Raw genomic sequence first — 13,470 nt, forward strand, 5'->3', positions numbered from 1 at the left:
CATAGCGTTGGGAAGGGGCCCTTCCTCACCTCTCGCCGGCGGCGAAGCGGGCCGCACCGGCCGCCGCGTCGGCGGTCAGCGACTCCATCCCGTACGCCAGCTCCACCTCCAGCGCCGCCGCTTCCGGTAGGCCGGCACCGGCGAGCAGCGCCGCCCGGTCGTTGCGCAGACACGTCTGCGGATGCCCGGCGATCTCGGCCGCCAACCGCTCGGCCGCCGCCCGCGCCTCGCCCGGCGCGACCAGCCGGTTCACCAGCCCCATGGCGTACGCCTCCTCGGCCGGCACCGGCCGGCCGGTCAGGATCAGGTCCATCGCCCGGCTCTCGCCGATGAGCCGGGGCAGCCGGACCGTTCCCCCGTCGATCAGCGGCACCCCCCAGCGCCGGCAGAACACCCCGAGCACCGCGTCGGACTCGGCGACCCGCAGGTCGCACCAGAGCGCCAGCTCCAACCCGCCCGCCACCGCGTGCCCCGAGATGGCGGCGATCACCGGCTTGCCGAGCGCCATCCGGGTCGGCCCCATCGGGCCGTCGCCCGCCGGCTCCACCCGGTTGCCGCTCGGCGTGCCGATGGCCTTCAGGTCGGCCCCGGCGCAGAACGTGCCGCCCGCGCCCCAGAGCACGGCCACCGCCGCGTCGCCGTCCGCCTCGAAGGCGCGGAACGCGTCGGCCAGCGCCCGGGCCGTCGGCCCGTCGACAGCGTTGCGCGCCGCCGGCCGGTCCAGGATCACCGTGGTCACCGGCCCGTCGCGTTCGACCCGTACGCCCATCGGGACAGCATGCCCCCGGCGGTGCCGGCGGCGCCAGGGCCGTCAGCTCACCGGCCGCGCGGTCCGGCGTGCGTCGCGTTCCCCGGGGGTGAGGCGGCCGCCGACCAGGGTCGCGCCCAGCGCCGCGCCGACCACGCAGGCCACCCCGACCACCTGCGGCCAGGCCAGCAGCTCGCCCAGCAGGAGCAGCCCGACCAGCGCGCCGATCGCCGGCTCCAGGCTGAGCAGGACCGCGAAGACCCGGGCCGGCATGCGGCGCAGGGCGGCCAGCTCCGCCGAGTACGGCAGCACCGACGACAGCAGCGCCACCGCGACGCCCAGCGCGAGGGTCCACGGGTCGAGCAGCGCCGTGCCGCTGTCCGCCACCCCGAACGGCAGGACGGCCAGCGCGGCGACGGCCATCCCCAGCGCGAGGCCCCGGCTGCCCGGCACCCGGGCGCTGACCGCCTTGCCGAGCAGCACGTACCCGGCCCAGCCGACCGCGACGGCGGCGCAGAGCAGCAGCCCCACCCGGTCCAGCCCGGCGCCGCCCAGCCCGCTGATCAGCAGCACCCCGCCGCCCGCCAGGGCCGCCCACGCCACGTCGGCGGCGCGGCGGCTGCCGGCGAGCGAGACCAGCAGCGGCCCCGCGAACCCGATGGTGACGGCGACGCCGAGCGGCACCCGGTGCAGGGCCGCGTAGAAGGCGAGGTTCATCAGCGCGAGACTGAGCCCGAACGCCCCGACCAGGCCGGCGGCGCGCCAACCCAGCCGCAGCCCGGGCCGGGCCACGAGCAGCAGGATCAGCGCGGCGAAGCCGAGCCGCAGCGTGGTCGTGCCGCCGGCGCTGGTGCTGCCGAAGAGTTGTTTGGCGATGGCCGCCCCGACCTGGGTCGAGAGCATACCCAGCAGCATCAGCAGGGGCGGCGGCACGGCCCGGGGCCGGCCGAGGGCGACGGTCGGCCGGGCAGCCGGGTGGCCGGCCGGCAGGGGACGGGAGGCGAGCGCGTACACCCGGACCACGGTGCTCTTCCACGACGCGCGCCGCGACCGGATTCCCACGCCGACCCGGCGGCCCCTGCCTGTCGGTGGCGCTGGCCGGGTGGTCCCTGCCTGTCGGTGGCGCCGGCCGGGTGGTCGCTGCCTGTCGTCGGTGGCGCTGGCCGGGTGGTCGCCGCCTGTCGGTGGCGCCGGCCGGGTGGTCGCCGCCTGTCGGTGGCGCTGGCCTGGCGGTCTCTGGCCGTCGTCGGGCTGGCCGGGTGGTCCCCGGCCGGCGGCGACGCGTGGCGGGTCCCGCTACCATGCCGGACGGCACGATCATGTGAGGTGCCCCGCGCGAGCGGGGAGAATCGGGAAGCCGGTGCGAATCCGGCACGGGCCCGCCGCGGTGACCGGGGAGCCACCGTCCACGCGCGAAAGCGCAGCCACTGGCCGACGGGCTGGGAAGGCGGGCGGCCAGGCGACGATCCGGGAGTCCGAAGACCGGCCTCGCGTCAGGTGCCCACGCCCGGGGCGTGGGCCGAGCGCAGCGGGAGCCTGCCTTGGATCTGTACGACGTCATCCACCTCCGCCGGGACGTACGCGCCCAGTTCACCGGGGCGCCCGTGCCGGAGGAGACGCTGCACCGGGTGCTCGCGGCGGCACACGCCGCGCCGAGCGTCGGCTACTCCCAGCCCTGGGACTTCGTCGTCGTCCGCGATCCGGAACTGCGGCGCCGGTTCCACGAGCACGTGCACACCGAACGGGCCACGTTCGCCGCCACGCTGGACGGGGAGGCCGCCGAACGGTTCGCCCGCATCAAGATCGACGGCGTGCTGGAGTCGACCCTGTCGGTGGTCGTCACCTACGACCCGGCCCGGGGCGGCCCCGCCGTGCTCGGTCGGCACGCCATCGCCGACACCGGGCTCTACTCCGCCTGCCTCGCCATCCAGAACCTCTGGCTGGCCGCGACCGCCGAAGGGCTCGGCGTCGGCTGGGTGTCCTTCTACCGGGAGCCGTGGCTCGCCGACCTGCTCGGGATCCCCGACGGCGTCCGGCCGGTGGCGTGGCTCTGCGTCGGCCCGGTCACCCACTTCGAGCGCGTACCCGACCTGGCCCGGCACGGCTGGCGCCAGAAACGCCCCCTGGCCGAGGCGATCCACCACGACCGCTGGACCCCACCGACCCCCTGACGCCCCCGCCCGTCGCGTGCCCCGTCCGGCGTCGAGCGGGCGGTCGGGCGGTCGGGTGTTCGGGCGTTCGGGCGGTCGCGCAGTTTCCCGGAAAGAGTGGTATCCGAGCGGTGCCGAGGCCACTCTTTCCGGGAAGCTGTCCGGATCTTCGTTGCGGGGGGGGGGGGCGTCGGCGGGCCGGCGCCGGTCGTGAGGGCGGGCGTTCACCACGTCGCCACGTGCCGCGCGTCCGGTTGCGGGCCGGGAGGTGCCTCGTCACGTACGGCTGCGGATCCGTCACCGGCGACCGGTTTGCGGCCGCTCCTGCCGGGAAGTCGGTACGGGTGCGAGCACTGATGACGAAGATCGAGCAGGCCTCCGGGCTGGACCGGATCGGCGACCGGCTGCAGCGCGCCGTCCAGGCGACCCTCCGTCCGCAGCGGGTCAGGGACCTGCTGCACGGCGTGTGGCTGGGGCACCCGCTGCATCCGGCGATGGTGCAGGTGCCGGTCGGCGCGTGGATCAGCACCGCCGTGCTGGACCTGATGCCGGGGCAGCGTCGGGCGGCCACCACGCTGTGCGCGCTGGGTACCGTCAGCGCCCTGCCGGCGGCGGTCGCCGGGCTCAACGACTGGGCTGCCCTCGCCCGCGACCAGCGCCGGATCGGCCTGGTGCACGCCGCCTCCAACAGCGTCGGCCTGGCGTTCTACGCCGGCTCCGTCGCCGCGCGGATGTCCGGCCGGCACAACCTCGGCCGTACGCTGGGCTTCCTCGGGCTCAGCGCCGCGAGCATGGGGGCCTACATCGGCGGGCACCTGGCGTACAAGCAGGGCGCGCAGGTCAACCAGAGCATCTCCGAGCTGCACCGGATGAGCGACGGCTGGCACGCGCTCGCCGACATGGCCGCCCTGCCGCAGCGGAAGCTGATCACCCGGGAGATCGACGACGTCTCGGTGATCCTCTACCGGCACGGCGACGAGGTCACCGTGATGCTGGAGCGGTGCCCGCACCAGAGCGGCCCGCTCGGGCAGGGCGAGGTGCGTGAGGTCGACGGGCACGAGTGCGTGGTCTGCCCCTGGCACGGCAGCACGTTCCGCCTCAACGGCGGCGAGGTCGTGCACGGGCCGTCCGGCAACGACCAGCAGATCCTGCCGACCCGCGTCGTGGACGGCATGCTGGAGGCCCGCCTTCCCTGACCGCCGGTCGCGGAGGAGGCCGGCGACGTCCTGACCGGACCGGATTCGGCGGGTCGGTCCGTGCCGGTGTCCCGGCGTACCGGATGCTCCGGGTGGTCACGGCGTCCGCGACGTCCTGGCCGGACCGGGTGGGTGTGGCGGACGCGTCAGGGGCCACGTCCTGGCCGGACCGGGTGGACGTGGCGGACGCGTCAGGGGCCACGTTTTGGCCGGACCGGGTGGACGTGGCGGACGCGTCAGGGGCGGCGATGACGGCCGACGGGGATGTCGCCGACGGCCTCGGCATGCGCCCGCGCCTGGGCGCCGACGCCCGTCCCACCGGACGGGCGGCCGGTCGCGTGCCCGCCCCCGCCGTGCCCCACGCCGCCGGTACCTGAGCGGCCCGTTTCGCCGGTACCTGAGCGGCGCGCTGTGCCGGTGCCTGAGCGCCTCGCCTCGCCGGTGCCCGCGCGCCCTGTCCTGCCGGTGCCCGAGCGGCGGGCGGCTCCGGTGCGGGCCGCGCCCGCCGGCACGTGGGCCGGGCGGCGGCGCAGGCCCAGGACCGCGCCGATCTGCGCGCCGACGATGCTCGCCACCGCCAGGACGGCGGTGACCGCGAGCGGCCGGTTCACCCGGTCGGGCTCGCCGGGCCGGGCCGCCCCGACCGTCACCGTAGGACCGTCGTCGCCGGGCGCCGGGGCCTCCGCCGCCGGGGCCGGCGCTTCCGCCGGTGGGGCCGGCGTCGTCCGCTCCGGGGCACCCTGTTCGGGCGCTGGCCGGGGAGCCGGCGCCGGGCGGGCGACGAGGCGGCCGTTGGCGTGCCGGCGGGCACCCCGGTCCTCGGCCTCCTGGGGGAGCTTCAGCAACTGGCCCGGGTGGATCCGGTCCGGGTCGGCGATCCGGTTCAGCGCGGCCAGCTCACGGTAGTCGCCGAAGTCGTCCAGGTAGCGCTCGGCGACCGTGCCCAGATGGTCGCCCCGGGCCACCCGGTACACCGCCGGGCCGTCGGCCGGACCCGCCACCGGGCGGTCGCCCGGGCCCGCCGCCGCTGCCGCCGGACTCGCCGCTGCCGCCGGACTCGCCGGAGCCGCAGCCGTCGCCGCTGCCCCCGGACCCGTCGCCGCTGCCGCCGCTGCCGCCGGTGTCGCAGCCGTCGCCGCTGCCCTTGGAGCCGCCGTTTCCGCCGGGCCCGCCGCCGCTGCCCTCGGAGCCGCGACGGCCGCCGTGGTCGCCGTTTCCGCCGGGCCCGCCGCTGTCGCCGGAGCCGCGACGGTCGCGACGGCCGCCGTGGTCGGCGCCGGCAGGGCGTACGGGCCGGCGACCGCCGTGGCCGCGCTCGCCGCCGGGCTGGCCGCGACGATCAGCGCGACCGAACCGACCAGCGCGGCGGCGGCGCGCTGCTGGCGGCTCATCCCGGGCAGCCGGGGCGCCGGACGGCGCAGCGCCTGTGCGCAGAGTTCCACCAGCACCGAGAAGGCGAAGGTGGCCCAGCCGAACCAGCCGGCCAGCGCCAGGGCGCGCAGGAAGAGGCTCCCGTCGTCGCGGCTGGTCAGGGCCGCGCCGATCTCCGCGACGGTGGGCAGGTGGTCGGGCAGCGGATTGCCGGCGAGGGCGAGCAGCGCCACCGGCGCGCCGGCCAGCACCGCGCAGAGCACGACGAGCGCGCCGAACCCGGTCAGGATGCGTCCGGTCCGCCGTACGGCGGAACGCCCCGATGCGGCCATGGCTGCCTTCCCTTCCTACGGTGCCCCGGTGAGCGGCCGCGCGGTCGCCTCGCCGGAGACGGTGACGGTCTCGTCGAAGCCGAACAGGCCGAGCATGGCTCGGCGGTGCGTGACGGTGACCCGTACCCGGACCCGGGTCTCCCCGTCGACGCTCGGGAAGCTGACGGTGTGGCCGGTGGCGCCGGCCGCGGCGAGGTAGTCCGCGACGGCCCGGCGGGCCTGCGGGCGGTTGATCCGGGTCGGCCCGCCCTCGATGGCGGTGGCCCGGTCGATGGCCTGGCCGCCGGCGCGGGCGGCCTCGGCCGCGAGGTTGTCGGCGCGCTGCAACGCGCGCAACTGGCCCGCGCCGTCGAAGGCCATGCCGATGACCGCGAGGATCCCCACCATCGCCACGGCGAGGAAGACGCTCACCCGCCCGTCGTCGTGACCGGGCAGCCGGCGGCGACGGGCGATCATCCCCGGCTCCGGTAGCGGTCCAGCGGCGAGGTGAAGCTCGCCGACACCCGCGTGCCGGCGGGCATTCCCGGCAGGGCCGACAGGTGCAGGTCCTGGTAGGAGACCGTGCAGGCGATCCGGACGGTCACCGAGGCGTCCTGCCCGGCCGGGCTGCGGAACGCCGCGTCGAAGGTGGTGGCCCGACCACGTACCGCGCCGCTGAACGTCACCTCCGGAGCGCCGACGCAGTTCAGGCCGCGCCAGTCCAGCTGCCGGCGGGCCGCCTGCCGGGCCTCCGCGCGGGCGGTGCGGGCGTCCCGGGAGATCGAGGCGGCGCGGGCCGCGTCGTGGGCGGCGGCGTCGATCGCCTCGGCCCCCACGGCGGTACGCCCCGCGACGCCGGCCAGCACGATCAGCGCGACGAAGGCCGGGGCGAGCACCGCCACCTCGATCGAGACCGAGCCCCGCTCGGCGGTCCGGCTCACGGCGTGGTCCACCGTTCCACCGTCCCGTGCGCGGTCTGGCGCACCGGGAAGTCGACCCCGGGTACGACCGACAGGGACCGGCCGCGCACCGTGCAAGTCACCTCGGTGGCGCTGGTCTCGCAGCTCGGGCCGGGGTCGTCCCAGTCCACGAGCCAGCCGCCCGCGACGCGCAGGAAGCGGACGGCGCGAGCCTCGCCGGAGCCGGGCGGCGCCTGGTGCAGCCGTTGCGCGTTGACCGCGCTCTGCGCGGCGTTCAACGCGGTGGAGCGGGCGACGAACCACGCGGCGGTCTGGATCGAGGCGAAGAGCAGCAGGAGGATCGCCGGCAGCGCCACCGCCAACTCGACCGGGTTGGCGCCCCGCTCGGCCCCGCCCGCCGCGAGCCGTCGGCCGCCGGCGTCGATCCCGCGCCGGACGCCGGCGGTGATCCGGCGCCGGGCGACGGCCGCGACGGGACGCCGGGCGGCGGTGGCCGCCCGGCGCCCCGGGACGGAGTCTGCTCGGCGCACGGCCCGGCGTTACTTCGGGTCCTGGTGCTTCGGGATGTTGCTCATCCAGTCGTTGGCCGAGGCGAGGGCGGCGGCGGTGACCGCCATCGCGACGGCGACCAGACCGAAGATGATCACCGCGGTGGGTACGGGGCTGTCGCCCCGCTCGCCGTCGCGACGCAGCTCGGCCAGGCGCGCCGCCAGCGCGACGTGCAGATAGGTGATGACGGACATGACGTGCTCCTTCTCTCGGGGTCGGATCACAGGCGGGCGATGAACGGATAGACGGCGAAGCCGAGCAGGACGAAGACGAGCAGCGCCCCGGGGATGTCGAGCCGGCTGGTCACCCCCTCGGCCCGGGCCAGGTTGTCCGTGCGGATCTGGTCGCGCAGCGAGTCGGCGCGGCTGCGCAGGGTCTCGTGCACCTGCGCGCCCTCGCTGCCCGAGGAGCGCATGATCGCGCCCACGTCGCCCAGCTCCGGGATGCCGATCCGCTCGGCGAGGTCGCGCAACTCGTCCCAGGGCGAGTGCATCTGCATCTGCGCGATCCGCAGGGACTCGGAGATGCGGTCGAAGACCCAGCCGTCGCAGACCGCCGCCGCCCGCTCCAGCGACTGCACCGGCCCGTGCGCGGCGGAGAGTTGCAGGGCGACCAGGTCGAGGTACGTGCAGACCGCCTGGCGGAACTCGTCGCGCGCCCTGTCCGCCCGGTCCAGCACCGACCGGTGCGCGACCAGCGCGCAGAGCAGCGCCAGCCCGAGGCTGCCGAGCACCGGCACGACCACCGGCAGCCGTACGCCGACGGCGAGCAGGGTGACCCCGAGCAGCGTCGGCGCGGCGAGCCCGATCAGCGCCGAGAGCAGCATCGACAGGGCGTACTGCTCGGGGGTCCGGTCGATCAGGGCGAGCTGCCGGTGCGGTGGCCGCAGCCAGCGCGACAGCCCGGTGAGCCACTCCAGCCGCCGGTCGGCGGGGGTGGTGAGCTGCCCGGCGCCCGGCGGTTGGTGCAGCCGGCGCAGCGCGGGCCCGAGCGCCGGGGTGGCCGGCACCAGCTCGCGGACCACCAGGAAGACGCCCAGCCCGACCGCCGCCCCGCCGCTGACGGCGACCGCGAGCTGCCAGTTGAGGACCACGCTCACCGGACCGACCTCCCGCTCGCGACCGCGGGGCTCGCAGGCTCGCTCCTCGCGCTCGCGCGGGCCTGGCTTTCGTTCGCGACTGCGGGGCTCGCAGGCTTGCTCCTGGCGCTCGCGGGGGCCTGCCTTTCGTTCGCGACTGCGGGGCTCGCGAGCTCGCTCCTCGCGCTCGCGGGGGCCTGCCTTTCGTTCGCGACTGCGGGGCTCGCAGGCTCGCTCCTCGCGCTCACGCCAGCACCTCCTCCGGGTCGGGGGCGGGCAGGAAGCGGGCCGGCCGGCGCGGCTGGCTCATCGACCGCACCCAGGTCAGCAGGCCGACGAAGGCCGCGCCGAGCGCCGCCATCACGAGCTGCCCGAAGGGCGTGCCGTACGGGCGGACGTACTCGGTGTTGAGCAGCCCGTACGCGACGGTGGCCAGGGTCATCCCGGTGAGGAAGCGGACCGCGAAGCGGGGCTGGGTGCGCTTCGCCTCGATCTCGCGGCGGGTGGCGACCTCGGCCGCCGCCGCGTGCGCGATCGAGCCGAGCACGTCGCCGAGGCGCTCGCCCCGGTCGGTCACGTGCAGGATCAGCGCTGCCACCACCTGGTCGCAGACCGGGTCGCCGATCTCGTCGGCGAAGGCCAGCAGCGCGGAGCGGGCCAGCCAGCCGGCCTGGAGGCGGGCGGCGAGGAGCCGTACCTCCTCCTGGATCTCCTCGGGCGCGGTGGCGACCGTGCCGATGATCGTCTGCTGGAGGCCCTGGCCGGTGGCGGAGACGTCCTTGAGTCGGCGGGTCCACTCGCCGACGGCCTCGATGCGGGCGATGGCCCGCTGCTCGGCCCTGCCCACGGAGAACAGCCACGGGGTGCCGGGGACCGCCACCGCGACCAGCAGTCCGACCACCGGCAGCCCGGTCACCAGGAAGGCCAGCGCGCCGGCCACCAGGGCGCCGACCAGGAGGGCCTGGTGCGCCCGCTGCTCACGCGGGGTCGCGCCGGAGCCCTTCCACAGGCGGTCCAGCCCCCGGCCCGCGCCGGGCCGGGCGGGCGGCCGGCGGGTGCCCACCAGCGCGACGACCGCCAGCAGCAGCCCGGCCACGCAGGCGGCCCCGGAGGCCACCGCGACGAGTTCGACGTCGACCGGCATCTCCGTTCACCGCCGCCCGAGCCGGGTCTGCCGGGGCCGTCGCCAGGCGCCGGTGCCGGCCTCGATCCACCGGCTGAGCAGCCGGGCGTCGTAGCCGACCCGCAGGAGCTGGGCGCGGATCCGCTCGGGCAGGTGCCGGGGCACCGCCCGCCCGTCCGGGCCCGGCCCGAACACCTGCGTGGTGGTGATCCGGTTGCCGTCGCCGACGCCGATGACCTCCTCGACGTGCGAGACGAAGCGGTGCTTGCGCCCGCCGATCGCGGTCTCGTCCTCGACGGTGACGTAGACGATCAGGTCGAGCGCGTTGCCGGCCATCCGGCGGGCCTGGTCGACGGTCATCTCCCGGCCGTGCGCCAGCGCCAGCTCGATGATCCGCTCGCTCACCCCGGCGGGCGTACGCGCGTGGATGGTGCACATCGAGCCGCGGCTGGTCGTCATGGCCTGGAGCATCGGCACGATCTCCCGGGACCGGACCTCGCCGACGATGATCCGCAGCACGCCCATCCGCAGCGAGACGGGGATCAGGTCGGCGATGCTCACCTCGCCGGCGGGGCGGCCGTCCGGCCCGCGCTCGCCGTGCCCCTCGCGGGCCTCGAAGCTCATCACCGCCCGGTGCCTGTGACGGCGGCGGGCCGGCAGCAGCTCGCGGCTCTCCTCCAGCAGCACGTACGGCTCGTCGACCGGGATCTCGTTCATCAGCGCGCGGATGACCGTGGTCTTCCCGGCGCCCGCGAGGCCGGCCACCATGATGTTCAGCCCGGCCCGCATCGACGCGCGGAGGAAGTCGCGTACCAGCGGGTCGATCATCTCGTCCAGGTCGCCCCGGCCGCCGGCGAGGTCGTCGAGGCTCACGTCGAGGGTGTTGTGCTTGCGGATCACCGCGTACGGGCGGTGGCTGACCAGGAACACCGCCGCCAGCCGGCTGCCGTCGGGCAACTGCAGGTCGAGGGTGGGCTTCGAGGTCGACAGCGAGCGCTCGGTGGCCCCGGCCCGGCGGGCCGCCGCCTGGAGGATCTCGACCAGCTCGTCGTCGCTGTCGGCGATCGGCTCGACCCAGTCCACCCCGCCGCCGTGCCGGGTGACGCGCACCTGGTCGCAGCCGAGGATGTGCACCTCCTCGATGGTGTCGTCGACCAGCAGCGTCTGGAGGCGGCCGAGCCCGGCCAGTTCGGCGGTGACCTGGTCGAGCAGGAGCCGCTCCTCGCCGGCCGCCATCGGGGTGCCGGCCCGGCGCACCGCGTCCGCGTACTCGGCCACCACCGTCACCGCGAGCCGGGCGCGCTCGGTGTCCTCCTCGTCGACGGTGAACTCCCGGCCGCGCTGCCACCGGGTGAGCCGCTCGCTGAGTTCGCGGCGCAGCTCGCGTACCACCTGGAAGTCGACCCGGGCCCGGGCCGGCGGCTGCGGCGGCGGCCCGGCCGGGGGCGCGGGCAGCGGGAGGGGCTGGTGGTGCCGCCCGTTGGGCGGGGCCAGCGGCGGCGCGGTGGAGGTGACGCCGGCCGGCGTGGCGGTGCTCGCGCCGGCCGGCAGGGCGGTGGTGGCGCCGGCCGGCTGCCGGCGCGGGTCGGCGGAGACGGGCTCAAAGCGCATCCGGCACCCCCTGCGACACGGGCCAGGCCAGCCGGGCGCGCCGCCGCTCCAGCAGCGCCCCGACCGGCACCTCCAGGGCCCCGGCCGCGCGCATCAGCGGCCGACCGGCCCGCACGGTGCCGCCCAGGCTGAGCACGTCGGCGGTACGCGGGTCGTGCGGCAACCGGGCGACGACCGGCAGCCGCAGCGCCTTGCTCACCTCGCCGCTGCCGTGGCCGTCGCCGACCAGCAGCAGCCGCAGGTTGCCCGGCGGCACCCGGTGCTCGGCGAAGTCCCGCTCGATCGTCCGGACCATGGCGCGGGTGCCGGACAGCTCGGGCAGCCGGGCGCGGCTGACCAGCAGCACCACCGAGGCGGCGCGCAGGATCGGCCACGGCGGACCGACGACGTGCAGCCGGCCGCAGTCGACGAGCACGTCGTACGGCGGGTCGCCGTGCTCCAGGCTGCCGAAGAAGTCGGCGAAGCGCTGCCAGAGCGGGGTGACGCTGCCGGCCTGTGCCGGGTCGACGACGCCGGGCAGCAGCAGCCGCTCCCGCCTGGGCGCGTCCAGGTCGACCAGTTGCGACCAGAACGCCTTCTCCAGGCTGCCGTCCCGCAGCTCGCCGACCGCCAGCTCGCCGATGCCCCGGGGACCGTCGAGGGCGCCGCCCAGGTAGCCGGCGAGCACCGACCCGCCGGCCGGGTCGCACTCGGCGAGCACCAGCCGCCGGTGCCAGGTCAGGGCGCAGGCCAGGGCCGAGGTGGTCACGCCCGGGGAGCCCTTCGCCGACACCAGCGCGATGATGGCCATGCTCAGGCCGCCTCGGTCAGCACTACGGCGATCCGATCCCGCGCGGACAGGGCCACCACGGCCGGCACGTCCCGTACGGCCAGCGCCAGGTAGAGCACCACCTCGTCGGCGTCGTCCGACGTCGCGGTGTCGATGACCGTCGCCTCGAACCGGGTGGCGGCGCCGGCCGGGGTGTCGTTGTCGTCCGGCGTGCTGACCAGCAGCACCTTGTCGCCGGGGTGCAGCTCGCGGGCGGGCACCTCGGCGGGCCCGAGGCCGAGCGCGAGCTGCTGCTGCCCGGGGCCGAGCAGCGGGTCGTCGGTGAGCTGGGACATCGTCAGCAGGGTGCCGGGGGTCAGCGACACGGCGGCCCGCTTGCCGACCACCTCGTCGAGCCGGCCGGCCGGCACCGGGGCGAGCCCCTGGCCGCCGGCCACCTGCACCGGCACCAGGTCGTCGGAAGCGATCTGCCGGCCGACCTCGACCGGCCGGGCGATCGCCAGGTAGGTGCCGGTGGCGCGTACCGAGGTGACCGCGAACGCCGCCCCCAGGCCGCCGAGGGCGATCAGCAGCACCGCCAGTCCGAGCAGCCCGGGCCGCGTGCGGCGCTGCCGTACCACCTTCGGCGGGGCGACCGGCGCGTCAACCGGTCCGGTTCCGTCACGGGTCGCGACGCTCACCGGTCCCCCTCCGTCCGCGACTGCGGGCGACCGGCCCCGGCGCGGCGGGGCGGTGCACCTGCGCCACCGGCCGGGGCTCGCCGGCCGGGCTCGTTCTTCGCGCTCACTCGGACACCACCTGTAGTTCGTTGATCCGGACCGGCACCGTGTTCGTCGTCCGGGTGAGGGGGATGACGCCGCTCTCGCCGCCGCCACGCCAGGTCACCGTCCAGTACGTGGTGGCGCGCACCCGGTAGTTGCCGGCCTTCGGGTAGCCGCTGTCGTAGCCGCAGTCGGGGGAGGGACGGCCGGCGAGCAGCCCGTCGGCCGCGTACTCGGTGCCGGCGTCGGCGCAGGTGACCGTCCGGCCGTTGCCCATGTCCCAGACGATCCGGTCGAACGTCGCCGTGATCTCCACGGTCAGGCCCCGGTCGGTCTCCGACGCGCCCTGCTTCGGGCCGAAGTACTTCGGCTCGTCGCTGCTGCCCCACATCCAGACGGGCAGGCCGACCAGTCCGGGGCCCTTGCTGCGGCGCGGGGCGACCATGATCGGGGGCGCCGCGATGGTGATCTTGGCGAGGGCCCGCCGGGCGAGTTCCTCCGGGTCGGGCGGCGCGCCGAAGCCGGGTGGCGGGGTGTCCCGCAGGACGTTGACCTGGGTGCCGAGGGCGCCACCGTTGCAGGTGCGCGTGTACCACTGCTTGCCCTCGGGAGCCTCGGGCTGCGGATCGGTGAGCTTGTAGTAGCAGCCGTCGCCGTTGTTGAACCACCCGAGCAGGTCGTCGTAGCACTTCACGGTGCGGCCGTTCCACTGGCACTTCCCGCCGCCCCCGCCGCCGCCCGAGTCGCCGCCCCCGCCGGAGTCCCCGCCGCCGCCCGGACCGCCCGGGGTGCCCGGATCGTCGCCCTTGCGCTTGGCGCCCCGCATCACCTGCAGGCGCGGGAACTCCTCGTCGAGGGTCACGGCCAGGTAGGGGTAGGACTT

General features: G+C 76.4%; 14 protein-coding genes, 1 pseudogene and 1 riboswitch. Of the genes and pseudogenes, 2 read left to right on the top strand and 13 right to left on the bottom strand.

Annotated features, from left to right (window positions below; all coding sequences use genetic code 11):
* Positions 1–25 precede the first annotated feature (25 nt).
* Complete coding sequence (locus ACWENR_RS03695; protein ID WP_452275508.1) at positions 26–769, bottom strand: crotonase/enoyl-CoA hydratase family protein; 744 nt, start codon at positions 767–769, stop codon at positions 26–28.
* 42 nt (positions 770–811) lie between these two features.
* Positions 812–1,771, bottom strand: coding sequence for an EamA family transporter (locus ACWENR_RS03700; protein ID WP_452275509.1), 960 nt, complete (start codon positions 1,769–1,771; stop codon positions 812–814).
* Positions 1,772–2,055: 284 nt separating this feature from the next.
* Positions 2,056–2,253: riboswitch (cobalamin riboswitch) on the top strand.
* 36 nt (positions 2,254–2,289) lie between these two features.
* Here ACWENR_RS03700 and bluB point away from each other — a divergent pair.
* Together bluB and ACWENR_RS03710 are read left to right on the top strand one after the other, a co-directional pair.
* Positions 2,290–2,919, top strand: a complete 630-nt coding sequence (bluB, locus tag ACWENR_RS03705; protein ID WP_452275510.1) for a 5,6-dimethylbenzimidazole synthase — start codon at positions 2,290–2,292, stop codon at positions 2,917–2,919.
* 335 nt (positions 2,920–3,254) lie between these two features.
* Positions 3,255–4,094: a Rieske 2Fe-2S domain-containing protein gene (locus tag ACWENR_RS03710; protein WP_452275511.1), complete on the top strand. Its 840-nt coding sequence runs from the start codon at positions 3,255–3,257 to the stop codon at positions 4,092–4,094.
* A 236-nt stretch (positions 4,095–4,330) separates the two neighbouring features.
* Here ACWENR_RS03710 and ACWENR_RS03715 read toward each other — a convergent pair whose 3' ends face one another.
* From ACWENR_RS03715 to ACWENR_RS03765, 11 genes and pseudogenes are all read right to left on the bottom strand, one after another.
* Positions 4,331–5,797, bottom strand: coding sequence for a LysM peptidoglycan-binding domain-containing protein (locus ACWENR_RS03715; protein WP_452275512.1), 1,467 nt, complete (start codon positions 5,795–5,797; stop codon positions 4,331–4,333).
* Positions 5,798–5,812: 15 nt separating this feature from the next.
* A complete protein-coding gene (locus tag ACWENR_RS03720) occupies positions 5,813–6,253 on the bottom strand; it encodes a pilus assembly protein TadG-related protein (protein ID WP_452275513.1) in 441 nt (146 codons plus the stop codon).
* Positions 6,250–6,729 (bottom strand): TadE/TadG family type IV pilus assembly protein, encoded by a 480-nt coding sequence (locus ACWENR_RS03725; RefSeq protein ID WP_452275514.1) that lies wholly within the window; start codon positions 6,727–6,729, stop codon positions 6,250–6,252. Before ACWENR_RS03725 ends, ACWENR_RS03720 begins: the two co-directional genes overlap by 4 nt.
* Positions 6,714–7,145, bottom strand: a complete 432-nt coding sequence (locus tag ACWENR_RS03730) for a TadE/TadG family type IV pilus assembly protein (RefSeq protein WP_452275523.1) — start codon at positions 7,143–7,145, stop codon at positions 6,714–6,716. Before ACWENR_RS03730 ends, ACWENR_RS03725 begins: the two co-directional genes overlap by 16 nt.
* Before the next feature lie 90 nt (positions 7,146–7,235).
* Positions 7,236–7,439 (bottom strand): hypothetical protein, encoded by a 204-nt coding sequence (locus ACWENR_RS03735; RefSeq protein WP_452275515.1) that lies wholly within the window; start codon positions 7,437–7,439, stop codon positions 7,236–7,238.
* 26 nt (positions 7,440–7,465) lie between these two features.
* Complete coding sequence (locus ACWENR_RS03740; protein WP_452275524.1) at positions 7,466–8,338, bottom strand: type II secretion system F family protein; 873 nt, start codon at positions 8,336–8,338, stop codon at positions 7,466–7,468.
* A gap of 229 nt (positions 8,339–8,567) precedes the next feature.
* A complete protein-coding gene (locus ACWENR_RS03745; RefSeq protein WP_452275516.1) occupies positions 8,568–9,467 on the bottom strand; it encodes a type II secretion system F family protein in 900 nt (299 codons plus the stop codon).
* Positions 9,468–9,473: 6 nt separating this feature from the next.
* Entirely contained in the window at positions 9,474–11,057 is a 1,584-nt protein-coding gene (locus tag ACWENR_RS03750; RefSeq protein ID WP_452275517.1) for a CpaF family protein, read from the bottom strand.
* Positions 11,047–11,847 (bottom strand): ParA family protein, encoded by an 801-nt coding sequence (locus ACWENR_RS03755; RefSeq protein WP_452275518.1) that lies wholly within the window; start codon positions 11,845–11,847, stop codon positions 11,047–11,049. Before ACWENR_RS03755 ends, ACWENR_RS03750 begins: the two co-directional genes overlap by 11 nt.
* Before the next feature lie 2 nt (positions 11,848–11,849).
* Entirely contained in the window at positions 11,850–12,506 is a 657-nt protein-coding gene (locus tag ACWENR_RS03760; protein ID WP_452275519.1) for an SAF domain-containing protein, read from the bottom strand.
* A gap of 103 nt (positions 12,507–12,609) precedes the next feature.
* Positions 12,610–13,389, bottom strand: a pseudogene (locus tag ACWENR_RS03765) (hypothetical protein); the annotation flags it as partial.
* Positions 13,390–13,470 lie beyond the last annotated feature (81 nt).

Source organism: Micromonospora sp. NPDC004336 (assembly GCF_053602615.1).